22 protein-coding genes, 1 tRNA gene and 1 pseudogene are annotated in these 25,437 nt (G+C 68.1%); 16 read left to right on the forward strand and 8 right to left on the reverse strand.

Annotation, left to right across the window (positions count from 1 at the left end):
* Positions 1-130 precede the first annotated feature (130 nt).
* The gene (locus JWP60_RS06495) at positions 131-928 is read right to left on the reverse strand and encodes an N-acetylmuramidase domain-containing protein (protein ID WP_299788022.1); all 798 of its coding nucleotides are present in this window, start codon (positions 926-928) and stop codon (positions 131-133) included.
* A gap of 167 nt (positions 929-1,095) precedes the next feature.
* Between JWP60_RS06495 and JWP60_RS06500 the strand changes: the two genes are divergently transcribed.
* Complete coding sequence (locus tag JWP60_RS06500) at positions 1,096-1,275, forward strand: hypothetical protein (protein ID WP_299788024.1); 180 nt, start codon at positions 1,096-1,098, stop codon at positions 1,273-1,275.
* A gap of 73 nt (positions 1,276-1,348) precedes the next feature.
* On the opposite strand, the gene JWP60_RS06505 is transcribed toward JWP60_RS06500, so the two are convergent.
* The 3 genes and pseudogenes from JWP60_RS06505 to JWP60_RS06515 all read right to left on the reverse strand — a co-directional run.
* Positions 1,349-1,525, reverse strand: coding sequence for a hypothetical protein (locus tag JWP60_RS06505; protein WP_299788027.1), 177 nt, complete (start codon positions 1,523-1,525; stop codon positions 1,349-1,351).
* A 320-nt stretch (positions 1,526-1,845) separates the two neighbouring features.
* A complete protein-coding gene (locus JWP60_RS06510; RefSeq protein ID WP_299788030.1) occupies positions 1,846-2,274 on the reverse strand; it encodes an RNA-binding S4 domain-containing protein in 429 nt (142 codons plus the stop codon).
* Positions 2,275-2,433: pseudogene (locus tag JWP60_RS06515) on the reverse strand (sensor histidine kinase); the annotation flags it as partial.
* A 163-nt stretch (positions 2,434-2,596) separates the two neighbouring features.
* On the opposite strand from JWP60_RS06515, the gene JWP60_RS06520 reads away from it, so the two are divergent.
* The 8 genes from JWP60_RS06520 (at position 2,597) to JWP60_RS06555 (ending at position 12,553) form a co-directional block, all read left to right on the forward strand.
* Positions 2,597-4,054 carry a sigma 54-interacting transcriptional regulator gene (locus tag JWP60_RS06520; protein ID WP_299788033.1) on the forward strand — a complete coding sequence of 486 codons (1,458 nt, stop codon included), beginning with the start codon at positions 2,597-2,599 and terminating at the stop codon, positions 4,052-4,054.
* Positions 4,055-4,229: 175 nt separating this feature from the next.
* Entirely contained in the window at positions 4,230-5,426 is a 1,197-nt protein-coding gene (locus tag JWP60_RS06525) for a substrate-binding domain-containing protein (protein WP_299788036.1), read from the forward strand.
* 160 nt (positions 5,427-5,586) lie between these two features.
* Entirely contained in the window at positions 5,587-6,363 is a 777-nt protein-coding gene (locus JWP60_RS06530) for an ABC transporter ATP-binding protein (RefSeq protein WP_299788039.1), read from the forward strand.
* 133 nt (positions 6,364-6,496) lie between these two features.
* Positions 6,497-7,222, forward strand: coding sequence for an ABC transporter ATP-binding protein (locus tag JWP60_RS06535; RefSeq protein WP_299788042.1), 726 nt, complete (start codon positions 6,497-6,499; stop codon positions 7,220-7,222).
* The gene (locus JWP60_RS06540; RefSeq protein WP_299788045.1) at positions 7,219-8,199 is read left to right on the forward strand and encodes a branched-chain amino acid ABC transporter permease; all 981 of its coding nucleotides are present in this window, start codon (positions 7,219-7,221) and stop codon (positions 8,197-8,199) included. Before JWP60_RS06535 ends, JWP60_RS06540 begins: the two co-directional genes overlap by 4 nt.
* 7 nt (positions 8,200-8,206) lie before the next feature.
* The gene (locus tag JWP60_RS06545; RefSeq protein WP_299788048.1) at positions 8,207-9,346 is read left to right on the forward strand and encodes a branched-chain amino acid ABC transporter permease; all 1,140 of its coding nucleotides are present in this window, start codon (positions 8,207-8,209) and stop codon (positions 9,344-9,346) included.
* Complete coding sequence (locus tag JWP60_RS06550; RefSeq protein ID WP_299788051.1) at positions 9,340-11,604, forward strand: 3-hydroxybutyrate oligomer hydrolase family protein; 2,265 nt, start codon at positions 9,340-9,342, stop codon at positions 11,602-11,604. The genes JWP60_RS06545 and JWP60_RS06550 overlap by 7 nt, the downstream gene beginning before the upstream one ends.
* 31 nt (positions 11,605-11,635) lie before the next feature.
* The gene (locus tag JWP60_RS06555) at positions 11,636-12,553 is read left to right on the forward strand and encodes an alpha/beta hydrolase (RefSeq protein ID WP_299788054.1); all 918 of its coding nucleotides are present in this window, start codon (positions 11,636-11,638) and stop codon (positions 12,551-12,553) included.
* A gap of 34 nt (positions 12,554-12,587) precedes the next feature.
* On the opposite strand, the gene hemH is transcribed toward JWP60_RS06555, so the two are convergent.
* Positions 12,588-13,691 carry a ferrochelatase gene (gene hemH, locus JWP60_RS06560; protein ID WP_299788057.1) on the reverse strand — a complete coding sequence of 368 codons (1,104 nt, stop codon included), beginning with the start codon at positions 13,689-13,691 and terminating at the stop codon, positions 12,588-12,590.
* Positions 13,692-13,708: 17 nt separating this feature from the next.
* On the opposite strand from hemH, the gene JWP60_RS06565 reads away from it, so the two are divergent.
* Positions 13,709-14,404, forward strand: coding sequence for an HAD-IA family hydrolase (locus JWP60_RS06565; protein ID WP_299788060.1), 696 nt, complete (start codon positions 13,709-13,711; stop codon positions 14,402-14,404).
* A 72-nt stretch (positions 14,405-14,476) separates the two neighbouring features.
* Here the strand turns inward: JWP60_RS06565 and hpnE are convergent, their stop codons facing one another.
* From hpnE to hpnC, 3 genes are read right to left on the reverse strand one after another with little or no spacing between them, the layout of a single operon-like run.
* Positions 14,477-15,751: a hydroxysqualene dehydroxylase HpnE gene (gene hpnE / locus JWP60_RS06570; protein WP_299788063.1), complete on the reverse strand. Its 1,275-nt coding sequence runs from the start codon at positions 15,749-15,751 to the stop codon at positions 14,477-14,479.
* Positions 15,752-15,789: 38 nt separating this feature from the next.
* Positions 15,790-16,632 carry a presqualene diphosphate synthase HpnD gene (gene hpnD / locus JWP60_RS06575; RefSeq protein WP_299788065.1) on the reverse strand — a complete coding sequence of 281 codons (843 nt, stop codon included), beginning with the start codon at positions 16,630-16,632 and terminating at the stop codon, positions 15,790-15,792.
* Positions 16,633-16,657: 25 nt separating this feature from the next.
* Positions 16,658-17,500: a squalene synthase HpnC gene (gene hpnC / locus JWP60_RS06580; RefSeq protein WP_299788067.1), complete on the reverse strand. Its 843-nt coding sequence runs from the start codon at positions 17,498-17,500 to the stop codon at positions 16,658-16,660.
* Positions 17,501-17,602: 102 nt separating this feature from the next.
* Here hpnC and JWP60_RS06585 point away from each other — a divergent pair, with 102 nt between their 5' ends.
* The 6 genes from JWP60_RS06585 to clpX form a co-directional block, all read left to right on the forward strand.
* Complete coding sequence (locus JWP60_RS06585; protein WP_299788070.1) at positions 17,603-18,772, forward strand: efflux RND transporter periplasmic adaptor subunit; 1,170 nt, start codon at positions 17,603-17,605, stop codon at positions 18,770-18,772.
* A 7-nt stretch (positions 18,773-18,779) separates the two neighbouring features.
* Positions 18,780-21,905 (forward strand): efflux RND transporter permease subunit, encoded by a 3,126-nt coding sequence (locus JWP60_RS06590; protein ID WP_299788072.1) that lies wholly within the window; start codon positions 18,780-18,782, stop codon positions 21,903-21,905.
* Between the two features lie 219 nt (positions 21,906-22,124).
* Positions 22,125-22,211 (forward strand) — tRNA-Leu (locus tag JWP60_RS06595).
* A 26-nt stretch (positions 22,212-22,237) separates the two neighbouring features.
* A complete protein-coding gene (tig, locus tag JWP60_RS06600) occupies positions 22,238-23,557 on the forward strand; it encodes a trigger factor (protein WP_299788075.1) in 1,320 nt (439 codons plus the stop codon).
* A 334-nt stretch (positions 23,558-23,891) separates the two neighbouring features.
* A complete protein-coding gene (gene clpP / locus JWP60_RS06605; RefSeq protein ID WP_299788078.1) occupies positions 23,892-24,500 on the forward strand; it encodes an ATP-dependent Clp endopeptidase proteolytic subunit ClpP in 609 nt (202 codons plus the stop codon).
* Positions 24,501-24,606: 106 nt separating this feature from the next.
* On the forward strand, positions 24,607-25,437 hold an 831-nt coding region (gene clpX / locus JWP60_RS06610), incomplete at its 3' end, for an ATP-dependent Clp protease ATP-binding subunit ClpX (RefSeq protein WP_299788081.1).

Genomic DNA, 25,437 nt, shown 5'->3' on the forward strand with positions numbered 1-25,437 from the left:
AGCACCTGGTGGAAAAAATGCAGGCCGGTGCCTGCCGCGCTCAGGACCCGTAGCGCATTCGATGCGGAGCTTGCCCGCGATGCCCGGGCGCGCCTGCGGGGGCGAGTTGAGGGGCGTGCGAGGGGGCGTGTCAGGGCGTGGGCCAGCCCAGGCGCCTGCGCAATTCCGCCATGGTGGGCGCGTCGGGCCGGCCGGTGGGGGGCAGTTGGCACGCGAGCTGGAAGGCTGTCAGCGCGTGCTGCGTGTCTTCCCCATACCAGCCATCGACCTTGCCCGGGCTCGGGACGCCGGGCAGCGCCAGCAGGGTCAGGCCCATCTGCACTTCCCGCACCAGCAGATCCGGCAAGGGCCCGGTGAGGTAGCGCGCGTAATAGCGGGCGAGCTTGCCGCCGTAGTCGTTGATGCTGTAGTTCGCCCCGTTGTAGCGTTCGGCGAATTGCGCCCAGTGGTGCGCGCTCAAGGGGCCATCGAGCTGCCCCGTGCGGATGAATTCGGCCATCGCCGCGATCTGCCGGTCTTCGGATTGCGTGAACGCCGCGACCATGTCTTCGACGTTCGCATAGCCGGCACGCGCCGCATTGAATCCCATCACCTGGCCGAGTCCCCACGAGGTGGCGCGCAGGGCGGCAGAGCGGTCCAGGGCGGTTGCCGTTTGCAGGCGCACGTACTGGTTGGCGCCACCTTCGCCGTAGCCGCCGGCCGTCCGGTTGCTGATGTCCGGGTGCCTGGCGTCGAAGCGGTGATTGGTGAGCTCGCTGAACTTGTGGCGCTCGAACAGGATCTTCGGGCGTCGGTCCGGCAGGAAGCCGCAGCCCGAGGTCTCGACAGTCATCACGGCCCACAGCGAAGGCAGGTCGGTGCGCAGCGAGGTCGCCAGCCGATCGAGACAGGAGCCGCTGAGGGGCGCGGCGATTCCAGCGAATTCCATGGTGCTTCTCCTCGTGGTGCTGCCGCACGTTAGTCGGGGTGGCCGGTGGGCACATCAGCACAAAGAGGTACGCAATGGAGTGGTCCGGATGGCATCGGGCAACCGCGCCCCGCGGAAGGCGGGCCCCGGCTGCGCTTAGACTCGTGCGGTCGCCTCCATCGCCACCCATGCCCGCCGATCTTCCCAGCCTGCTCGTGCTGGTCTTCACCTGCGCCGTGACTTTCGCGCTGGCGCGCTTTCTTTCCCGCAAGTGGCGGGGCAAGCGCCGCGAGCGGGAAGAGCGCGCAAGCCGCGTGGCCGAAAGCCGCCAGGTGCGGCGTGCGCGCGAGCGGCGCGGGACCAAATAGCGCGCCGTGCCGAAGCCGCGGCACCAATAGAAAGGCCGCCCGAAGGCGGCCTTTCGCTCCCTGACGCTTCCCCTTATCTCTGGGCGGCGGGCTTGTCGCCGGCCTTGCCGCGCCCGCTGCGGCGCCGGTCGCCGGCAGCCTCCGGGCGGCGCGTTTCGAAGTCCTTCAGCTGCAGGCCATACGAACTGGCCGTGACCGCCAGGATGGCCGGCACCCGCTGCAGGATCGTCGTCGTTCTGTTCTCGCTCATTTCTTATCGTCCCTGTACTTCGCTGTCTTGCTTGTGTGACTACAGTGCGCAAAGTATGGGAGTGGCCGATCGAATGCTGTGCCAGCGGCCTGCGTCACACGAGGTCAGAGCTGTCTGACAGACAGCTCGGCTGTTGGGGTAGTTGCGCGGTCAACCATCGCGGCCGACTGGATGTCGTTGCTGGTTGAGCGCCACCGATGGATGTCGTTGCGGGCTTGCCCCGCAATCCATGCGGCGGTTGATCAGGCGCCGCGTGGATCCCGGGTCGAGCCCGGGATGACATCCCAAGGCATGACATCCTTCCACTCAGAGCCACCCAGCTACTTCTTCGGGTCGTCCACCGAAGCGCTCCAGCGATCCCCCCACCCGTGGCGCTGCGCTTCTTCGAGATCCCGCCGGCCGCGCTTGGTAGGTCGGCCGTGTTCGATCGCCAGCGCCGGTTCGGGCGCATAGCGGCGCTGTTCGGCCGCCCGGGCGCGCTCCTGCAGACTCTCGGCGGTTTCCTCGTAGAGCTGCTGGGCCACCGGCGCGGGACCGCGGACGTCCGACAGGCCCTTGACCAGCACGGTGCGCGTGAGGCCTTCGCGCCGCACGGCCACGGTGTCGCCCACCTTGACCTCGCGCGCGGGCTTGTTGACGTCCTGGCCATTGATGGCGACGCGGCCCTTGTCGATCTCTTCCGTTGCCAGGCTGCGCGTCTTGTAGAAGCGCGCCGCCCACAACCATTTGTCTATCCTCAGTCGTTCCATTCAGGTGTCATTCTCCACCAGCGGCAGGTGCACTGTGGCGTCGAGGCCGGCAATGCGACGTGCGTTTTCACGGTTTTCCAATTGGATACTGCCGCCCAGCGCCCGCGCGATCTCCTGGCAGATCGCCAGGTCCAGCCCGGAGCCGCTGCGCACGTCGCCGAGAAGGGCTGGAACAGACGGGCCGTCGTGGCGGACTGACACCAGGGGCGGCCTCGTGGACGCGCGGGCAGAGAGGGGCGGCGGTGTTGTTCCCGCCGTCACCAGCAACTGCCTAGGAGTCTCCCCCGATAGCCACCCCCCAGCCGGCCGCTACCATCGCCCCATGAGTTCCGACCCCTCGCTGCCCCTGGACGGCCAGCGCATCCTGGCGCTGGCGGCGCGCTCCATGTTCGACCTGTTCGCCAACGCCAGCGAAGGCATGCTGCTGGTGGACCGCAATGCGCGCGTGGTGTGGATCAACGAGCAGTACCAGCGCTTCCTGCCGGCGCTGGGTTTCCAGCGGGTCGAGGACTTCGTCGGCCGCCCTGTGTCCGAGGTCGTGCACAACACGCAGATGCATCGCGTGCTGGCAACCGGCAAGCCGATCCTGATCGACCTGCTGTCCAACAAGGCGGGCACCTTCGTCGTCAGCCGCATCCCGCTGCGCGACGAAGCGGGCAAGGTGATCGGCGTGCTGGGCATCGTGCTGTTCGACCACCCGGAGACCACGCTGCAACCCCTGATCCACAAGTTCGCCAACCTGCAGCGCGACCTCGACGACGCGCGCCGCGAACTCGCCACCCAGCGGCGCAGCAAGTACACCCTCGCGAGTTTCATCGGCAGCACGCCACCCGTGGTCGAAGTGAAGCGGCAGGCGCGCCGCGCAGCGCAGTCCTCCAGCCCGGTGCTGCTGCTCGGTGAAACCGGCACCGGCAAGGAACTGCTGGCGCATGCGATCCATGCGGCCTCGGCGCGGGCGCGCGGCGCCTTCGTCAGCGTCAACATCGCCGCCGTGCCCGACACCTTGCTCGAAGCGGAATTCTTCGGCGTCGCCCCCGGTGCCTATACGGGTGCCGACCGCAAGGGGCGGGACGGCAAGTTCAAGCTGGCCGACGGCGGCACGCTGTTTCTCGACGAGATCGGCGACATGCCGCTGGCCCTGCAGCCCAAGCTGCTGCGCGCGCTGCAGGAGGGCGAGATCGAGCCGCTCGGTTCCAACAAGGTGGTGCCATTCGATGCCCGCGTGATCGCGGCCACCTCGCGTGACCTGGGCGCGCTGGTGCGCGAAGGGCGCTTCCGCGAGGACCTGTACTACCGCCTGCACGTGCTGCCGATCCGCGTGCCGCCGCTGCGCGAACGGCGCGCCGACATTCCGGCGCTGGCCGAAGTACTGGCCGAGGACATCGCGCTGCGCAACGGCACCGCGCCTTTCGACCTCGACGCCGATGCGGTGGCCATGCTGTCGTCGCAACGCTGGCGCGGCAACATCCGCGAGCTGCGCAATGTGCTGGAGCAGGCCGCGATGCGCAGCGACGGCCCACACCTCGATGCCCGCATCCTGGAGCAGGTGCTGCGCGACGCCGGCATCGAACGCTTGCCGCCCGCCCCGCCGGCGCCGCTGCAGCACGCCGCCCCATCGACGGCCGATGTGTTGCGGCCGCTGGCGGAGCAGGTCGCCGAGGTCGAGCGGGTCGCCATCCAGGCAGCCCTCGACGCCACCGGCGGCAACAAGCTGGCAGCCGCGCGCTTGCTCGGGATCTCGCGTGCCAAGCTCTATGAGCGGCTCGAGCTCGTTGCCTGAAAATCAGTCGATTGTCTGAAGTTCAGGCAGTTCGATTGCACGGAAGTCGGACACTTTGCCCGCCGGCGGGCGCAAAGTCCTTGCGCGCCGGGCATTTGGCCGCTGGCACGCGCCGTGCTGCCGCCCAGGGCTCCCGCGTTCGCAGTTCAGCAATAACCATCAGGAGACCAATCGCATGCAACGACGCCACTGGGTCGCGCTCACGGCGCTCGCCGCCTCCATGCTTGCCACGCCGCTGGCGTGGTCGCAGGGCAAGGAGATCCGCATCGCGCACATCTACAGCCGCACCGGCCCGCTCGAGGCCTACGGCAAGCAGACCCAGACCGGCCTGATGATGGGCCTGGACTACGCCACCGGCGGCACCATGACGGTCAACGGCCGCAAGATCGTCGTCATCGAGAAGGACGACCAGGGCAAGCCGGACCTGGGCAAGTCGCTGCTGGCCACGGCGTATTCCGATGACAAGGTCGATCTCGCGATCGGCCCCACGTCCTCGGGCGTGGCGCTGGCGATGCTGCCGGTCGCCGAGGAGTACAGGAAGATCCTGCTGGTGGAGCCCGCGGTCGCCGACTCGATCACCGGCGACAAGTGGAACAAGTACGTGTTCCGCACCGGCCGCAACAGCTCGCAGGATGCGATCTCCAATGCGGTGGCGATGGACAAGGCCAACACCTCGGTCGCCACGCTGGCGCAGGACTATGCCTTCGGCCGCGACGGCGTGAAGGCGTTCAAGGACGCCCTGCACCAGGCGAAGATCGTGCACGAGGAATACCTGCCGCAGACCACCACCGACTTCACCGCCGGCATCCAGCGCGTGGTCGATGCGCTCAAGGACAAGCCGGGTCGCAAGGTGATCGAGGTGATCTGGGCCGGCGGCACGCCGCCCTTCAATGCGCTGGCGGCGCAGAACCTGAAGCAGCGCTTCGGCATCGAGGTCTTCACCGGCGGCAACATCCTGCCGGCGATGGCCTCGTACAAGCAGTTCCCGGGCATGGAGGGAGCGACCTACTACTACTTCGGCATCCCGAAGAACCCGGTGAACGAGGCGCTGGTGGCGAGTCACTACAAGCAGTTCAAGTCGCCGCCCGACTTCTTCACGGCCGGTGGTTTCTCCGCCGCGATGGCGATCGTCACCGCGCTGAAGAAGACCGGTGGCGACACCGGTGCCGACAAGCTGATTGCCGCGATGGAGGGCATGTCCTTCGAGACGCCCAAGGGCAAGATGACCTTCCGCAAGGAAGACCACCAGGCGATGCAGAGCATGTACCACTTCAAGGTGAAGGTCGACCCCGCCTTCGCCTGGGGCGTGCCGGAACTGGTGCACGAGATCAAGCCGGAAGAGATGCAGGTGCCGGTGCGAAACAAGCGCTGATTCGAAGACCAGAACCCAACAACCGGACGCAGAAGGCGCAGAAGTACCGCAGAAGAGCAGAAGACGCAGAAGGACTTCCATTTTTGCTTTGGTGTTTTCTGCGACTTCTGCGTCACTTCTGCGTCTTCTGCGTCCGGATACTGGATTTTTCTCCCTGCCCATGACCCAACTCGCCACCCACGACCTCACCGTGCGCTTCGGTGGGCATGTGGCCGTCAATGGCGTGACGTGCTCGTTCGAGCCCGGCACGCTGACGGCGATCGTCGGGCCCAACGGGGCCGGGAAGACGACCTATTTCAACCTGATCTCCGGACAGTTGAAGGCCAGTGCCGGGCGCGTGACGCTGGGCGGGCGCGACTTGTCGCGGGCTTCCGCCTCGCAGCGCACGCGCGCCGGGCTGGGCCGTGCGTTTCAGCTCACGAACCTCTTTCCGCGCCTGACCGTGCGCGAGAACGTGCGCCTGGCCGTGCAGGCCGCGCGCGAGGGCGGGCACAGGCGCGGCCTGAACCTGTGGAGCATCTGGAGCGACCACGCCGGCCTGCTGGCGCGCGCCGACGAACTGCTCGCGACCATCGCGCTGAAGGACAAGCAGGACGAACTGGTCGCCAGCCTGCCGCACGGCGACCAGCGCAAGCTGGAAGTGGCGCTGCTGATGGCGCTGGACCCGCAGGTCTTCATGTTCGATGAGCCCACTGCCGGCATGAACGCCGCCGAGGCGCCGGTGATCCTCGACCTGATCCGCCGCCTGAAGGCGGACAAGAGCAAGACGATCCTGCTGGTGGAACACAAGATGGACGTCGTGCGCGAACTGGCCGACCGGATCATCGTGCTGCATAACGGGACGCTGGTGGCGGACGGCAAGCCGGCGGAGGTGATCGCGTTGCCGGTCGTTCAAGAAGCTTACCTGGGCGTATCACCCCAGAGGGAGTCCGCATGACCCCGTCTTGCTCCCTCCCCCTCCGGGGGAGGGCAGGGGTGGGGGCGCTCCGGCGCTCGCCATCCCGAAGCACCGCCAGCGTCCCCAGCGCCCCCATCCCGGCCTTCCCCCGGAGGGGGAAGGAGGAACAGCCATGAGCGACAACCTGCTCGAACTTGCCGGCGTCCATACCCACATCGGCGCCTATCACATCCTCCACGGCGTCGACCTGGTCGTGCCGCGCGGGCAGCTCACGATGCTGCTCGGTCGCAATGGCGCGGGCAAGACCACCACCTTGCGCACGATCATGGGCCTGTGGCGCGCTTCGCAGGGACGCATCGCCTTCGCGGGCCGCGACATCACGCAGGCGGCGACGCCGCAGATCGCACGGCTCGGCATCGCCTACGTGCCCGAGACCATGGGCATCTTCGCCGACCTCACGGTCAAGGAGAACATGGTGCTCGCCGCGCGCGGCGCGAGGAACGCGCTCGGGATCGACAGCACGCGCCTGCAATGGATCTTCTCCCTCTTCCCCGCCGTCGAGAAATTCTGGAACCACCCGGCGGGCAAGCTCTCGGGCGGCCAGAAGCAGATGCTGGCCGTGGCGCGCGCCATCGTCGAGCCGCGTGAACTGCTGATCGTCGACGAACCGAGCAAGGGTCTCGCACCCGCCATCATCAACAACATGATCGATGCCTTCGCGCAATTGAAGGCAAGCGGCGTGACCATCCTGCTGGTCGAACAGAACATCAACTTCGCCAAGCGCCTCGGCGATACCGTGGCGGTGATGGACAACGGCGTCGTCGTGCACTCCGGCCCGATGCAGGCGCTGGCCGACGACGAGGAACTGCAGCACTCGCTGCTGGGGCTGGCACTATGAATCTCAAGGATGCCGACTGGAAGCCGCTGGCGCTCGTGCCGCTGCTGGTGCTGCTCGTGCTGCCCTTCATCGGCTCGGCCTCGACCTGGCTCACGCTCACCATTGCCGGCCTCGCGATGGGCATGATCATCTTCGTGATCGCCTCCGGCCTCACCCTCGTGTTCGGGCTGATGGACGTCCTGAACTTCGGCCACGGCGTGTTCATCGCGATCGGTGCCTTCGTCGCCACCAGCGTGCTCGGGGCGATGGGTGACTACACCGCCTCGGGCAGCCTCTGGGTGAACCTGCTGGCGGTGCTGCCGGCGATGGTGGTCGCGATGCTGGTCGCGGGCGCGCTCGGGCTGGCCTTCGAGCGCTTCATCGTGCGGCCCGTGTACGGCAACCACCTCAAGCAGATCCTCATCACCATGGGCGGGATGATCATCGGCGAGGAGTTGATCAAGGTGATCTGGGGCCCGCTGCAGATTCCCTTGCCGCTGCCCGAGGGCATGCGCGGCAGCCTCTATTTCGGCGATGCCGCGGTGGAGAAGTACCGGCTGGTCGCCGTGGTCGTGGGGCTGGTGGTGTTCGGCGTGCTGCTGTGGATGCTCACGCGCACCAAGATCGGACTGCTGATCCGCGCCGGCGTGCAGGACCGCGAGATGGTGGAGTCGCTTGGCTACCGGATCCGCGTGCTGTTCGTCGGCGTGTTCGTGGTCGGCAGCGCGCTCGCGGGGCTCGGTGGCGTGATGTGGGGCCTGTACCAGCAGAACGTGGTGCCGCAGATGGGGGCACAGGTCAACGTGCTGATCTTCATCGTGCTGATCATCGGCGGCCTGGGTTCCACCACGGGCGCCCTGGTCGGGGCCTTGCTGGTGGGCCTGATGGCCAACTACACGGGTTTCCTCCTGCCCAAGGCGGCGCTGTTTTCGAACATCCTCCTGATGATGGCGATCCTGCTGTGGCGGCCGCAAGGTGTCTACGCCCTCACCAAATGAGACCGGCATGCTGACGCGCCTGCTTTCCAACGATCTGCCGCGCAGCCGCGTGCTGGCGGTCGTTCTCGTGCTGCTGTTGCTGGCCCTGGCCGGCGCGCCGTTCCTGATCCACGGGGTGAAGGCGCTCGATGTCGCGGCCAAGATCCTGGTCTTCATCGTCCTGGTCGCGAGCTTCGACCTGCTGCTGGGGTACACGGGCATCGTGAGCTTCGCGCACACGATGTTCTTCGGCATCGGCGCTTATGGCGTTGCCGTCGCTGCAACGCGCATGGGCCCGGGATGGGGCGCGCTGCTGGTGGGCACGCTGTGCGCGCTGGCCTTGTCCTTCGTGCTGGCGCTGGCGATCGGCCTCTTTTCGCTGCGGGTGCGGGCGATCTTCTTCTCGATGATCACGCTGGCCTTCGCCGCGGCGTTCCAGACGCTGGCCTCCCAGCTGTCGGAAGTGACGGGGGGCGAGGACGGCCTCACCTTCAAGATGCCCGAGGTGCTGTCGCCGTCCTTCCAGTGGTCGCAGACGCCCTTGTTCGGGGTTTCGCTCGATGGCCGGCTGCTTTGCTATTACCTGCTGTTCGTGCTGGCGCTGGTGCTGTTCCTGGCGCTGCTGCGCATCGTCAATTCGCCCTTCGGGCGCGTGCTGCAGGCGATCCGCGAAAACGAGTTCCGGGCCGAGGCGATCGGCTACCGCGTGGTGGTGTACCGCACCATCTCCAGCATCCTGTCGGCGCTGTTCGCCACGCTCGCCGGGGCGATGCTCGCCATCTGGCTGCGCTACAACGGGCCGGACACCACGCTGTCCTTCGAGATCATGCTGGACGTGCTGCTGATCGTGGTGATCGGCGGCATGGGCACCATCTATGGCGCGGCGGTCGGCGCCGCCCTGTTCCTGGTCGCGCAAAGCTATCTGCAGGACCTGCTGAAGCTCGCGAGCGACGCCGTCGCTGGCGTGCCGTGGCTGGCGGCGCTGCTGTCGCCCGACCGCTGGCTGCTCTGGCTCGGGCTGCTGTTCGTGCTCTCGGTCTATCACTTTCCGACCGGCGTGGTCGGCCGCCTGCGTGCCCTGCGCACACGGGCGCCGGTGCGCGCCGTTCCCCCGATCGCTGGCGGCAAGACCGGCGAATCCAGAAGCCTGCAAGGAGACATATGTTGACGAAGACATCGGATCCGGGCCAGGGCGGCCTGCGCCGCCTCGTGCCCCTGGGCACCCTCATCGCCGCGGCACTCGCGGGCTGCGGGGGAGGAGGAGGGAGCGGCGCCACGGCCAGCAACCTGTTGCCGACCAACGTGACGCAACTGAGCGTCACGGTGTACCCGGCCACCACGCCCGGCAGCGGCAGCACAGCGCAAACGCAGGACCTGCTGACCGGCGGCATCGGTGCGACCCAGCTCGGCGATGACCCGAACGCCGGCACCAACGGTATTCCGCCCTCGCGCGCTGCGCCGACCTACGCCGATCCCGCCAATCCCACGGCGCTGGAACTGCGCCGCAACGCACTGTTCTCCAACTACCGCGGGCTGGTCGATCCCTCACCGAAGGGCGGCTACGGCCGGTTCTACGGGCCCAACGTCGACATCAGCGGCAACCCGGTCCCGAACAGTGAGGGCATGGTCCCCGGTCGCGAGTACATCGCGCTGCTGGACGACGGCACGGGCTTCAAGCGCGTCGTGATGGCAGTGCAGATCCCGGACAGCTTCAATCCGGCGGCCTCGTGCCTGGTGGTGGGCCCGTCCTCGGGTTCGCGCGGCGTGTACGGGGCGATCGCCACCGCCGGCGAATGGGGCCTCAAGCACGGCTGCGCGGTGGCGCTGACCGATGCCGGCAAGGGCATCGGGCTGCACAACCTGCAGACGGACACCGTCAACCGCATCGACGGCACGCGCACGACGCGCGCCGCCGCCGGCAACCTGGCGCAGTTCGCGGCCAACGTGACCGATTCGGCGCGCACGGCGTTCAACACGCTGTTCCCGAACCGCTATGCGCTCAAGCACGCGCACTCGCAGCAGAACCCGGAGAAGGATTGGGGCAACGACACGCTTGCCGCCGCGCGCTATGCCTTCTTCGCGCTCAATGATCGCTTCGGCACCGTCGACAATCCGCTGCCCATCACGCCGGCCAACACCGTGGTGATCGCGGGCTCCGCCTCCAACGGCGGCGCCGCGGTGCTGCGGGCCGCGGAACTGGATACCACGGGCCTGATCGACGGCGTCGTGGCCTCGGAGCCGGTGATCGAGATGCCGACCACCACCGGCTACGGCATCCGCTTCGGCGCGACGCAGGTCACCGGCTTCGGCAAGACGCTGGCCGACCAGGTCACCTGGGGCAATCTGTACCAGCCGTGTGCGGCGCTGGCCAGCGCCGCGGCTCTGTCCGAGACATCGACGTTCAACGTGCTGGGGACGCCCTTCTTCAACCCGCGCGCCCAGGCGCGCTGCGCCAGCCTCGCCGCCAAGGGGCTGGTCACGGGCACGACGCTCGCGGCGCAGTCGGCCGATGCACTGAGCAAGCTGCACAACTTCGGCTGGGGCACCGAGAGCGACCAGATGCACAACTCGTACTGGGGGCTGGGCAACGGGCCGATCCTCTCGGCGATGTACCCGAACGCCTATGGCCGCTTCTCGGTGCTGGAGCACGTGTGCGACACCAGCTTCGCGGTGGTCGATGCCACGACGGGCACGCCGGTCGCGATCGGCGCCTCGACGCAGCCGCTCAACGAGATCCAGAGCTTCGCGGTCGCCAACGGCACGGCCAACGGCACGCCGGTCACGCCCGTGTACGACGATTCCAAGGGCGGGCCCAAGGCCTGGCAGTTCGCGGTCTCGGCCTCCACCAGCGCCGCCGACTTCGGCCTCGACACGGCCTTGTGCCAGCGCGCGCTGGTCACGGGGGCGGACCCGGTCACGGGCTTCCAGCTCTCCGCTGGCAGCACGCCGACGCTGGCCCAGAGCCAGGCCGTGCAGAACGGGATTCGTGAAGCAACGGTCAGCGGCAAACTGGGTGGCAAGCCGACGATCATCGTCGCGGGCCGCAGCGACGCCCTGGTGCCGGTGAACGACAACGAGCGCGCCTACCTCGCCTTCAACCAGACCGTCGATGGCGCTGCCAGCAACCTGCGCTATATCGAGGTCACCAACGGGCAGCACTTCGACGCGTTCATCCCGTTCTCCGGCTTCGACACGCGCTTCATCCCGCTGCACGTGTACTTCAACCAGGCGATGGACATGATGCTGGCCCGCCTGCGCGCGAGCACCGCGCTGCCGCCGAGCCAGGTGGTGCGCACGACGCCGCGCGGCGGCACCCCGGGTGCGGCGCCGGCGTTGACGGCGGCCAACATCCCGCCGATCACCGCCACGCCCGCGGCCGGTGACCGGATCACGTTCAGCGGCACGTCGGTCGCGGTGCCGCAGTAGCGGGGCGGGAGCGGGGGCGAAGAGGACCAGCATGCACTTCACATCGAACTACGCGACCTGCGCCGGGCGCGAGATCCACTTCACCGAGTGGGGCGCGCAGCACGGCGACACGGTGATCGCGTGGCACGGACTCGCGCGCACCGGGCGCGACTTCGACGAGCTGGCGGCCGCCCTTGCCACGCGCTGGCGCGTGATCTGCCCCGACACCCTGGGCCGCGGCTTGAGCCAATGGAGCCCGGACCCGGGGCGGGAGTACACGCTGGCGTTCTACGCGCGCATCGCCGCCGACCTGTGCGACCGGCTGCAGGTGGCGCAGGCGCACTGGGTCGGCACCTCGATGGGCGGGGCGATCGGCACGGTGTGCGCGGCCGGCCTGGCGGAGCCGCGCATGCAGGGACGCATCCGCAGCCTGGTGCTGAACGACAATGCACCGCGGCTCGCGCCGGCCGCCCTGCAGCGCATCCGCGAATACGCCGGCAATCCGCCCGCCTTCGACAGCATGGCGGAACTCGAGACTTTCTTCCGCCAGGTGTATCGGCCCTTCGGCGAACTCACGGAGGCGCAATGGCGGCGGCTCGCGCAGACCTCCATGCGCCGCCTGCCCGATGGCCGCGTGACGCCGCACTACGACCCGGCCATGGTGCGGCAATTCATCGACCACCCGCGTGACTACGACCTGTGGGAGCACTACGACCGGCTGCGCATCCCGGTGCTGCTGCTGCGCGGCGCCGAATCCGACCTGGTGCTGCGGGATGCTGCGCAGGAGATGCTGACGCGGGGGCCCGGGGCGCTGGGTTTGACGCGTGTGGTGGAGGTGCCGGGGTGCGGGCACGCGCCGGCGTTGAATGTTCAGGCGCAGATCGGGTTGGTGCGGGAGTTTCTCGAACACGCCGAGCGCCATGCTGGGGTGCCAGCGGCAGCCCAGCCTACGAATACGACCTCCCGGTAGGCTGGGCGGCCGCAGGCACCCCAGCAAGCGGCCGTCAAGCCGGCGCCCCCAACTGCAACGCCCTCTCCCTCTGCGCCGCCAGGGTCCCCGGATCCGCGGCCGCTTGCGTGGGCCAGCCGGCCAGGTGCTGCTGCGCGATCTGCCCCAGCGCCCGTATCCACTCGGTCTCGTCGTTCAGGCAGGGGATGTAGTGGAATTCCTTGCCCCCGGCAGCGAGGAAGGCGGCGCGGCATTCCATGTCGATTTCCTCCAGCGTCTCGAGGCAGTCGCTGGTGAAGCCGGGGCACACCACGTCGATGCGCTGCGTGCCGGCGCGCCCCATCGCCTCGAGCGTGGGCTGCGTGTAGGGCTCCAGCCATTTCGCCTTGCCGAAGCGGGACTGGAAAGTCACCGTGTATTGCGAGCGATCGAGCCGCAGCCACTCGGCCAGCAGGCGCGCCGTCTTGCGGCATTCGCAGTGGTACGGGTCGCCCAGGTGCAGCGTGCGTTGCGGCACGCCGTGGAAGCTCATGACCAGGTGGGCGGGCCGGCCATGCTCCTGCCAGTAGTGCTCGATGCGATGCGCCAGCGCCTGCACGTAGCCGCGGTCGTCGTGATAGCGGTTGACGAAGCGCAGCTCCGGCACGCAGCGCCGCGCCTGCGCCCATTGCGCCACCGCGTCGATCACGCTGGCCGTCGTCGTGCCGGAATACTGCGGATAGGCCGTGAGCACGAGGATGCGTTCGGCGCCCGCATTGGCCAGTGCATCGAGCTGGCTGGCGATCGAGGGCTGGCCGTAACGCATGGCATAGGCCACGCGCACGCGGTGGCCGTGCTCGCCCAGCCAGCCTTGCAGGCGCCTGGCCTGGCGCTCGGTCCACACCTTGAGCGGGGAGCCTTCGGGCGTCCAGATCATCTGGTACCTGGCTGCGGATTTGGCCGAACGCAGTGGCAGGATCAGCCCGTACAGCAGCGGCAGCCAGAGGGCGCGCGGGATCTCCACCACCCGCGGGTCGGCCAGGAACTGGGCGAGATAGCGGCGCACGGCGGCCGGCGTGGGCGCCTCGGGCGTGCCGAGGTTGCACAGCAGGACGCCGGTGAAGGGCGTTTCGCCGTGCCGGTGCGCGTGCGAGGTCGGGGTGCGGTCGACGGCGGGCATTGCGGTATTCTCGCCGCATGCTCGACCTCGCGAAAGTAAAGGCGGTCAGCCTCGACCTCGACGACACCCTCTGGCCCATCTGGCCCACCATAGAGCGCGCCGAGAAGGCCTTGCACGACTGGCTGATGGAGCACGCGCCCATGACCGCGGCCCTGTTCTCCAGCCCGGGCGCGCTGCGCGAGATCCGGGCGGAGATGCAGGAGTCGCGTCCCCACCTGAAGCACGACATGAGCGCCCTGCGGCGCGAGGCGATCCGCGTGGCCCTGTACCGCGCGGGCGAGGATCCGCTGCTGGCCGAACCGGCGTTCGAGGTTTTCTTTGCCGCCCGCCAGCAGGTGACGCTGTTCGAGGACGCTCTGCCGGCGCTGGAACTGCTGGCCGCGCGCTATCCGCTGGTGGCGCTGTCCAACGGCAACGCCGACGTGCAGCGCGTGGGCATCGGCCGCTTCTTCCGCGCCAGCGTGTCGGCCCGGGAGTTCGGCGTCGGCAAGCCCGATCCGCGCATCTTCCATGCCGCGGCGGGAGCGCTGGACCTGACGCCGGCCGACGTGCTGCATATCGGCGACGACGCCACGCTCGATGCGCTGGGCGCTCTCAATGCCGGCATGCAGGCGGCATGGCTGAATCGCTCGGACGCCCTGTGGCCGCACGAGCAGGAGCCGCACGTGACGCTGACGCACCTGGGCGAATTGCGGGAGTTGCTCGGGTCCTAGGCTGGGCTTCGCGCGAGCGAACCCCAGCGTGCGTCGAGGAAGCGCTGGGGTGCGGCTTTGCCGCAGCCCAGCCTACGGGGCCAAACGCTCGGCGACGGCAAGACCGGCGCGCACCGCACCTTCCAGCGTGGCAGGGTGGGGCCCGTCCACATAGTCCCCGCACGCCCACAGTCCCGGCGCGATCGCGATCGGCGGGCGCCGCAGACCCGGCAGGCACGCAAAGGTCGCGCGCTTCTCCACCACCGTCTGCAGCGGCCGCACCTGCCACCCGAGCGAGGCGGCCTGGGCCAGCACGTCCCGCTCGATCTCTTCGCGCCCCGCCGGACTCGCGCTGACCACGAAGGCCAGCACGCCGGCAGGCGCCCCGAGCTGGCTGCGGTCGAACACGAACTGCGCCGGCGCGCCCGGCCCCGAGGCCAAGGCGAGCATCGGCAAGGTCAGGCGCGGGCCGCCGGTGACGTACACCGTCGCGATCGCTTCGTACGACAGGCCCTGCGTGCAAGCGATCCAGTCCGCCGCCGCGACTTCGCTGGCTTGCAGCAGCCGCACCGCATCGGCAGGCGGGGTGGCGAGCACGACCGCATCGAAAGCTTCGCCGTCCACGCGCCAGCCAGCGTCGTCGCGTGTCAGCGCGTGCACCCGCTGCCCCAACCGCAGGGCAGCACCGTGCGCGGCCAGCCAGGCCTGCGCTGCCTCGGGGAACACGCGTCCGAGCTCCTGCTTGGGCAACAGCAGGTTCGAGCCGCCCCAGCCGCGGTAGCCGCGGCCGAACAAGGCATCGCGCAGCACCCGCAGGAAGACCTGCGCACTCGATCGCTGCGCCGGCGTGTTGAGCGCGGCGACGCACAGCGGCTCGATCAATTGCTCGCGCACCCGCTGCGACACACCGCGCGTGAGTTCCGCCACGCTCAGTTGCGGTGGGCACTGGAAGCGCGCGAGTTGCCAGCCGGCGGCCGCGCGCAGCAGCGACAGCTTGTCCGCCCAGCTCCAGCCGCGCGCGCCGAGGATGCCGGCGGCCGCGTCCCAGGGTGCTGGCCAGGCGGGCAGGGCCATGCCCTCTCCCTGCGCATCGCGCAGCACCAGCGGCAATCGCAGCAGTGCGGCATGGAGCTCGATGCCCACCTTCTCCATCAGCGCCAGCGTCTCGAGGTAGGCGCCGATCATGATGTGCTGGCCGTTGTCCAGGAGCAGCTCGCTGCCATCGGGCATGGGCACGGCCAGCGTGCGCGCCCGGCCACCGAGCGTGCGCGTAGCTTCGATCAGGGTGACCTCGTGGCCGCGTTCGGTCGCCGCCACGGCAGCCGCGAGCCCCGCCCAGCCCGCGCCGACGATCGCGACGCGGCTCACTGGATACGCTCCCCCAGGCTCCACAGTCCGTGCGGCGCTCACGCCACCCGGCCCAGCGCCTGCACCTTCCAGGCCAGCCACAGCTTGCGCACCGGCGTCAGGCTGACGCGCTGGTTCAGCACCTGGAAGTCGTCCGCCTCGATCTCGCGCAACAGCGTGCGGTAGATGCTGGCCATCATCAGCCCCGGCTTCTGCGCGCGCTTGTCCGGGGCCGGCAGCAGCGCCATGGCCTCGTCGTAGAGCGCATGGGCGCGCTGCGCCTGGAAGCGCATCAGGGCCACGAAGCGCTCCGAGTGCTTGCGCTGCAGGATCTCGTGCGCCTTGACATCGAACTGCTGCAGCTCGTTGACCGGCAGGTAGATGCGCCCCCGCATCGCGTCCTCGCCGACGTCGCGGATGATGTTCGTGAGCTGAAAGGCCAGGCCCAGCTTGTGCGCGTACTCCGTGGTCTGCGGCTGCGTCTGGCCGAAGATGCGCGCCGCCACCTCGCCGACGACGCCGGCCACCAGATGGCAATAGCGTTGCAGGCCCGGGTAATCGAGATAGCGGGTCTGCTCCAGGTCCATCTCGCAGCCGCGGATCACCGACTGCAGGTGGTGCTGTTCGATGCCATAGCTAGCCGCGCAGGGCATCAGCGCCTTCAGCACGGGATGCGAGGGCGAGCCGGCATAGGCCTGCGCCACCTCCGACTGCCACCACGCAAGCTTGGTGCGGGCGATGCCCGGATCGGTCACCTCGTCGACCACGTCGTCCACCTCGCGGCAGAAGGCGTAGAAGGCCGTGATGGCCGCGCGCCGGGGCGGCGGGAGGAAAAGAAAGGCGTAATAGAAGCTGCTGCCCGAGGCGGCAGCCTTCTGCTGGACATACTGTTCCGGCGTCATGCGTTCCCTGGTGAACCCGTGATTCTCACATCCGCGCCGCGGCCCACAGCATCGGCGGCAGATCGAGGGCTCCGACGGTGGGCCGGCGCTCGTGCGTGCGAAAGCCGATCGCCTCGATGCGGCGCAGGATGCGCAGGCCGCCTTGCACCACCAGCCGCAGCTCCCAGCCGGCCCGCCCCGGGACGCGATGCACCAGCGGCGCGCCCGAGAGCATCAGCCCGCGCGACCAGGCGCAGAGTTCGGCGATCAGCGTGGGCAGCGCTTGCGGCGACGGCGCATCGGGGGTGAAGCCGTGGCGGCGGCAGTCATCGGCCGGAAGGTAGTAGCGAGCCCGCGGCAGGTCCACGCTCACGTCCTGCCAGAAGTTGATCAGCTGCAGGGCGCTGCAGATCGCATCGCTGTGCGCCAGCGACTCCTCGTCGCGCACGCCATACAGATGCAGCAGCAGGCGGCCGACCGGGTTGGCGGAGCGGCGGCAGTAGTCCAGGAGTTCGGCGCGGTCGCCATAGGGTGCAGCCGCGGCGGTCTTCTCCACGTCCTGCCCGAAAGCAGCGAGCAGGTCGAACAGCGGCTGGGCCGGCAGCGCGAAATCCCGGGCGGCGGTCCCCAAGGCGGTGAAGACCTGTGGCCAGCGGCCGGAGACAGCGTTGTCAGAAAGGCACGCTTCCAGGTCGTTTCTATATGTAAGCAGGTCGGCGCGCCGCTCTTCTACTGTCGCGCTGCCTTCATCCGCGATATCGTCAGCCGTACGCGCGAACCAGTAGATGGCCGCGACCGGCCGCCGCAGCCGGGGTGGGCACAGCCAGGAGGCGACCGGGAAGTTCTCATAGTGCTCGACCGGGCGGTGCCGGTCATCGGGGGGCTGCATCACGCCGGGATTGTCGCTTGACAGGCTCGGCTGGCATCTCCTAGATTACTAACCAGTCAGTCAGTAGTGCGTCCCAAAGGCGCGCGAATCACAGGTCCGTCCATGCAAACAGGCATTTCCCCGCGACTCGCGCTTGCCGGTGTGTTCCTGCCGCTGGCCTTGCTGCTCGGCTGCTCGCGCCCGGCGCCGCAGCCCGAGCCCGTGCGCGCGGTGAAAGTCATCACCGTCGGCGCCTCCGGCATGCAGTCGCGCTACGAGTTCGCGGGCGAGGTGCGGCCGCGGATCGAAGCGCGCCTGGGCTTCCGCGTCGGCGGCAAGATCACGCAGCGGCAGGCCGAGATCGGCCAGCACGTGCAGGCCGGCGCGCTGCTCGCACAGCTGGATCCGCAGGACTTTCGCCTGGCCACCGATGCGGCCCGGGCCCAGGTGGCCGCGGCCGTGACCAATCGCGAGCTGGCCGCGGCCGACTACCAGCGCTACGTCACGCTGAAGGAACAGAACTTCATCAGCGGCGCCGAACTGGAGCGGCGCGAAACCACCCTCAAGGCGGCGCAGGCGCAGCTCGATCAGGTGCAGGCGCAGCTCGCCTCGCAGGGCAACCAGGCGCGCTATACGAATCTCGTCGCCGACGTCTCGGGCGTCGTCACCGCGGTGGAAGCCGAGCCGGGCCAGGTGGTTTCCGCCGGCACGACGGTGGTCCGCGTTGCGGTGGACGGTCCGCGCGACGTGATGTTCGCGGTGCCCGAAGACAAGCTGGCCGGTGTGCATGCCGGCACTGCGGTCGACGTGCACCTCTGGGCGAGCAATACGGCACTGACCGGGCGCGTGCGCGAGGTCGCGGCCAGCGCCGACCCGGTCACCCGCACCTACCCGGTGAAGGTCTCGCTCGAGGGCCAGACGCAGCCGCCGCTGGGCGCCACCGTCACCGTGATGCCGCAGGGCTTCAGCCATGCGGGCGCGCAGGTGATCAAGATCCCGACCAGCGCGCTGCGCCAGGAAGGGCAGGGCTCCGCGGTGTGGGTCCTGGACAAGGCCACGATGACGGTCAGGCTGCAGCCGGTGCAGGTCGCGACGGCCGACGGCAACGAGGCGGTGATCAGCGCCGGCCTGCTGCCCGGCATGGTGATCGTTGCCGCCGGCGTGCACGTGCTGGCGCCGGGCCAGAAGGTGACCGTGTGGCAGGAGAGGACCTCCGCCCTGCCGCCGGTGGCGACCGAGCAGCCCGCCGCCGCGATGGGTGCGGCCCCGGCGGCGACCCTGTCCGCGCGCTGAGGCAGCCATGGACGAAGCCACGGGCCGCGGGCGGTTCAACCTTTCCCGCTGGGCCATCCTGCATCCGGCCCTCACGCGCTACCTGATGGTGGTGCTGATGGTGCTGGGGTTCGCCGCCTATTTCCAGCTGGGGCAGGACGAGGATCCGCCGTTCACGTTCCGCGTGATGGTGATGCGCGTGTTCTGGCCCGGCGCCACCGCGCAGCAGGTCGCCGAACAGGTCACCGACAAGATCGAGCGCACGCTGCAGGAAGTGCCGTATGCCGACGTGATCCGTAGCTACGCCAAGCCCGGCGAGACGCTGATCGTGCTGCAGATCAAGGACTCCTCGCGCGCCGCCGACGTGCCGAACGTCTGGTACACCGTGCGCAAGAAGGTTGGCGACATGCGCGCCACCTTGCCGCCCGGCGTGCAGGGGCCGTTCTTCAACGACGAGTACGGCGACGTCTATGGCGTGATCTACGCGCTGGAGGCGGACAAGGGCTTCAGCTACGCGGAGGTCAAGGACTTCGCCGACGACGTGCGGCAGGAGTTGCTGCGCGTGCCCGATGTCGCCAAGGTGGAACTGTTCGGCGTGCAGGACGAGAAGCTGTACGTCGAGATCTCGCAGAAGCGCCTGGCGCAGCTCGGGCTGGACCTGAACCAGGTGCTGCAGCAGATGGGGCAGCAGAACGCGGTGGAGTCCGCCGGCGCGGTGCAGACGCCGCTGGACGTGGTGCAGGTGCGCGTGGCCGGCCAGTTCCAGGCCGTCGATCAATTGCGCGCCATGCCGATCCGCGGCAGCTCCGGCAACCAGCTGCGGCTGGGCGACATCGCGGAAATCAAGCGGGGCTATGTCGATCCGCCCGAAGTGAAGGTGCGGCACGGCGGCAAGGAGGTGGTCGCACTCGGTGTCTCGATGGCCAGGGGCGGCGACATCATCCGCCTGGGCCATTCGCTCAAGACGGCGACCGGCCGCATCGACGACAACCTGCCCGCGGGTCTGCGCCTGGTGCAGGTGCAGGACCAGCCGCAGGCGGTCGCATCCTCGGTCAACGAATTCGTCAAGACGCTGATCGAGGCGGTGGTGATCGTGCTGGGCGTGAGCTTCGTCGCCCTCGGCCTGCACAAGCGGCCGCAGGCGGGCCTGCCGCTGTGGCAGCGCTGGTACGTGGACGTGCGCCCCGGCCTGGTGGTGGGCATCACCATCCCGCTGGTGCTCGCGGTCACTTTCCTCGTGATGTACTACTGGGGCATCGGGCTGCACAAGATCTCGCTCGGCTCGCTGATCATCGCGCTGGGACTGCTGGTCGACGACGCGATCATTGCGGTCGAAATGATGGTGCGCAAGATGGAGGAGGGCTACGACAAGGCCCGTGCCGCCACCTTCGCTTATGAAGTGACGGCCATGCCCATGCTCACGGGCACGCTGATCACCGCCACCGGCTTCCTGCCGATCGGCATGGCGCGCTCCACGGTGGGCGAGTACACGTTCGCGATCTTCGCGGTGACGGTGGTGGCGCTGGTCCTGAGCTGGTTCGTCTCGGTGTTCTTCGTGCCGTATCTCGGCACGCTGCTGCTCAAGGCCAAGCCCGTTTCCTCCGAGCACCAGGAGCACTTCGACACGCCCTTCTACCGTGGCTTTCGCCATGCGGTGAACTGGTGCGTGGAGCATCGCTGGATCACGATCGCTGCCACGGTGCTGGTGTTCGCGCTGGGCATCGTCGGCATGGGCCGCGTGCAGCAGCAGTTCTTCCCGGATTCGAGCCGGCCCGAGATCCTGGTGGACCTGTGGTCGCCGGAAGGCACCTCGTTCGCGGCCAACGAGGAAGTCACCAAGCGCTTCGAACGGCGGCTCCTGAACATGCCGGAGGTCACGAGCGTGACCTCGTGGGTCGGCTCCGGCGTGCCGCGCTTCTACCTGCCGCTGGACCAGATCTTTCCGCAGAGCAACGCCTCGCAGTTGATCATCGTGCCCACGGACCTCGCCACGCGCGAGCGGCTGCGGGTGCGCCTGCCGGGGCTGCTGGCGCAGGAATTCCCCGAGGTGCGCACGCGCGTGAAGCTGCTGCCGAACGGGCCGCCGGTGCCCTATCCGGTGCAGTTCCGCGTGCTCGGGCCGGACCCGATCGTCTTGCGCGAACGGGCCGACGAGGTCAAGGCCGCCATGCGCCAGAGCGTCAATACGCGCGGCGTGAACGACAACTGGAACGAATCGGTCAAGGTGCTGCGGCTGGACGTGGACCAGGCCAAGGCGCGAGCCCTGGGCGTGACCAGCCAGTCGATCGCGCAGGCGAGCCGCACGATCCTGAACGGCACGGCCGTTGGCCAGTTCCGCGAGGGCGACAAGCTGATCGACATCGTGCTGCGCCAGCCGCTGGCCGAACGCAGCGCCATCACCGACATCGGGAACGCCTACCTGCCCACCGCCTCGGGCAAGGCGATCCCGCTGACGCAGATCGCCAAGCCGGTGTTCACCTGGGAGCCGGGCGTGATGTGGCGCGAGGGCCGCACCTATGCGATCACCGTGCAGTCGGACATCGTCGAGGGGCTGCAGGGCGCGACCGTGACCAACGAATTGTTGCCCCAACTGAAGACGCTGGAGGCGAAGTGGCCGATGGGTTATCGCATCCAGGTGGCGGGAGCGGTGGAGGAGAGCAACAAGGGCTCGTCGTCGATCGCGGCGGGCGTGCCGCTGATGCTGTTCATCACCTTCACCCTGCTGATGCTGCAGTTGCATAGCTTCAGCCGCGCTCTGCTGGTGTTCATCACCGGTCCTCTCGGCATTGCCGGCGTGGCGGCGTCGCTGCTGGTGCTGGACCGGCCCTTCGGTTTCGTGGCGCTGCTCGGCGTGATCGCGCTGATGGGCATGATCCAGCGCAACTCGGTGATCCTGATCGACCAGATCGAGCAGGACCGCGCGCGCGGGGTACCGGCGTGGGACGCGATCGTCGAGTCGGCGGTGCGGCGCCTGCGCCCGATCGTGCTGACCGCCGCCGCGGCCGTGCTGGCGATGGTCCCGCTGTCGCACTCGGTGTTCTGGGGCCCGATGGCCGTCGCCATCATGGGCGGCCTGATCGTCGCCACGGTACTCACGTTGCTGGCGCTGCCGGCGATGTATGCGGCGTGGTTTCGGGTGAAGCGGGTGGCCTGAAAACCCAACAACCGGACGCAGAAGGCGCAGAAGTCGCGCAGAAGACGCAGAAGGAATCCGGGAAAAAATCTTGAACTGCGTTTTTTGCGCCTTCTGCGAAATTTCTGCGCCTTCTGCGTCCGGTTGCTGGCATTTGGACTCCGGTTAAAATCGCCTGTTGACCGGATTCGAGCGGGTCGCCGGAGATGCCCTGGCGGCCCGCTTTCCCTTTCAGTGACCGCGCGGGTGGCGAAATTGGTAGACGCACCAGGTTTAGGTCCTGACGCCAGCAATGGTGTGGGGGTTCGAGTCCCCCCCCGCGCACCACTTCCTTTTTCCAACCGAGACAGACCATGGCCGTGACCGTAGAAACCCTGGACAAGCTGGAACGCAAGATGACGCTGACGCTGCCCGTCAACGCCATCCAGTCCGAAGTCGATTCCCGCCTGAAGAAGCTGGCGCGCACCGTCAAGATGGACGGCTTCCGCCCGGGCAAGGTGCCGCTGTCGGTGGTCGCGCAGCGCTACGGCTACTCGGTGCATTACGAGGTGATGAACGACAAGGTGGGCGAGGCCTTCGCGGCGGCCGCCAACGAGGCCCAGCTCAAGGTCGCCGGCCAGCCCAAGATCACCGAGAAGGAAGGCGCGCCCGAGGGCGAGCTGGCCTTCGACGCGGTGTTCGAGGTCTACCCGGAAGTGAAGATCGGCGAACTGTCCGAAGTCGAAGTCGAGAAGGTCAGCTCCGACGTCACCGACGCGGCCATCGACCGCACGCTCGACATCCTGCGCAAGCAGCGCCGCAGCTTCGCGCAGCGCGCGCTGGACGCAGCCGTCGAAGCGGGCGACCGCGTGACCGTGGACTTCGAAGGCAAGATCGACGGCGAGCCCTTCGAGGGCGGCAAGGCCGAGGACTTCCAGTTCCTGGTCGGCGAAGGCCAGATGCTCAAGGAGTTCGACGAGTCCGTGCGCGGCATGAAGTCGGGCGAGAGCAAGACCTTCCAGCTTGGCTTCCCCGAGGACTATCACGGCAAGGACGTGGCGGGCAAGACGGCCGACTTCATGGTCACCGTCAAGAAGATCGAATCGTCCAACCTGCCGGAAGTGAACGACGCCTTCGCCAAGTCGCTGGGCATCGAGGAAGGCGGCGTCGAGGCGCTGCGCGGCGACATCCGCAAGAACCTGGAGCGCGAAGTCAAGTTCCGCTTGCTGGCCCGCAACAAGCAGGCGGCGATGGACGCGCTGGTCTCCAGGGCCGAACTGGACCTGCCCAAGTCGATCATCCAGAACGAGATCGACCGCCTGATCGAGGCGCAGCGCGCCGAGCTCAAGCAGCGCGGCCTGAAGGATGTCGAGAAGCTGCCGATCCCCGAGGACATCGTGCGCCCGCAGGCCGAGCGCCGCGTGCGCCTGGGCCTGGTGGTGGCCGAGCTGGTGCGCGCCAACAGCCTGGACGCCAAGCCCGAGCAGATCAAGCAGCACATCGAAGAGCTGGCCGCCAGCTACGAGCGCCCGGCCGACGTCGTGCGTTGGTACTACAGCGACAACCGCCGCATGGCGGAAGTCGAGGCGATCGTGATCGAGAACAACGTGACGGATTTCGTGTTTTCCAAGGCGAAGACGGCCGACAAGAACGTGGGATTCGACGAGCTGATGGGGCAGCAGGCGCAGGCCTGATGTTGGGGATGTCAGGGTCTGAGGGATGTGAGGGATGTGAGGGATGTCATTGCGGGCTTGACCCGCAATCCATGCGGCCTGCTGACACATGGCGGCCGTCGTGGATCCCGGGTCAAGCCCGGGATGACATCCGCACTCCCTCGGGATGCATCCGCACTCCTCGGGATGACATCCGCACCCCCCCGGGATGACATCCGCGCTCCTCGCCATCCACACCCCTTCGGGACGACGCCTCCGTGCCTCAACCGGACCCTGGGGACCTTGTGAAAGGGTCTCCAGGCCCCAAGTCCATTCAGGCTAAAGTACAGCCACCCAACGGAGCACATTCCCCCCCATGAGCGCACTTGATACCCAAGGTCTCGGCTTGATCCCCATGGTGATCGAGCAGTCGGGCCGCGGTGAACGGTCCTACGACATCTACTCGCGCCTGCTGCGCGAGCGAGTGGTGTTCCTGGTCGGGCCGGTGAACGACCAGACGGCCAACCTGGTGGTCGCCCAGCTGCTGTTCCTCGAGTCCGAGAACCCCGACAAGGACATCTCCCTGTACATCAACTCGCCGGGCGGCAGCGTCAGCGCCGGCATGGCGATCTACGACACGATGAACTTCATCAAGCCGTCGGTTTCCACGCTGTGCATCGGCATGGCGGCCTCGATGGGCGCCTTCCTGCTGGCGGCGGGCGAGAAGGGCAAGCGCTTCGCGCTGCCCAACTCCAAGATCATGATCCACCAGCCCCTGGGCGGCATGCAGGGCCAGGCGACGGACATCGAGATCCACGCCCGCGACATCCTCAGGACCAAGGGCACGCTGAACAAGATCCTGGCGGAGCGCACCGGCCAGCCCCTGGAAAAGATCGAGCGCGACACGGATCGCGACTATTTCCTCGAGGCCGAAGAGGCGAAAACCTACGGGCTCGTCGACCAAGTCATTGCAAAACGACCCTGACCGCGCCCCCCTGCGGTTGCGGGACAGCAACGACGGCGCTTCCGGGGAACCGGGGCGCCGTTTGTTGTATGGTTATCATTGAATCCAGTTAAGAAGGCAAGGATCCATGGCCGAACGAAAAGGCTCCTCCAGCGAGAAGACGCTGTACTGCTCGTTCTGCGGGAAGAGCCAGCACGAGGTGAAGAAGCTCATCGCAGGGCCGTCGGTCTTCATCTGCGACGAGTGCATCGACCTGTGCAACGAGATCATCCGCGACGAACTCCCCGCCGGTGACGAACAGCGCGAGTCGCGCGGCGACCTGCCCACGCCCGCCGAGATCAAGGCCAACCTCGATAATTACGTGATCGGCCAGGAGCCCGCCAAGCGCACGCTCGCCGTCGCGGTGTACAACCACTACAAGCGCCTGCGCCACAAGGACAAGGCCAAGAAGGACGAGGTGGAGCTCACCAAGAGCAACATCCTCCTGATCGGCCCCACCGGCTCCGGCAAGACGCTGCTGGCACAGACGCTCGCGCGCATGCTCGACGTGCCCTTCGTGATGGCCGATGCCACCACGCTCACGGAAGCCGGCTATGTCGGCGAGGACGTCGAGAACATCATCCAGAAGCTGCTGCAGAACTGCAACTACGAAGTCGAGCGGGCGCAGCGGGGCATCGTGTACATCGACGAGATCGACAAGATCTCGCGCAAGTCCGACAACCCCTCGATCACGCGCGACGTCTCGGGCGAGGGCGTGCAGCAGGCCCTCCTCAAGATCATCGAGGGCACCATCGCCAACGTGCCGCCCAAGGGCGGCCGCAAGCACCCGCAGCAAGACTTTCTCCAGGTCGACACGACCAACATCCTCTTCATCTGCGGCGGCGCCTTCGTCGGGCTCGATCAGATCATCCAGCGCCGCATCGGGCAGAACACGCTCGGCTTCGGGGCGGAGATCAAG

The sequence above is a fragment of the Ramlibacter sp. genome (assembly GCF_028291745.1).
Classification (GTDB): domain Bacteria; phylum Pseudomonadota; class Gammaproteobacteria; order Burkholderiales; family Burkholderiaceae_C; genus Ramlibacter.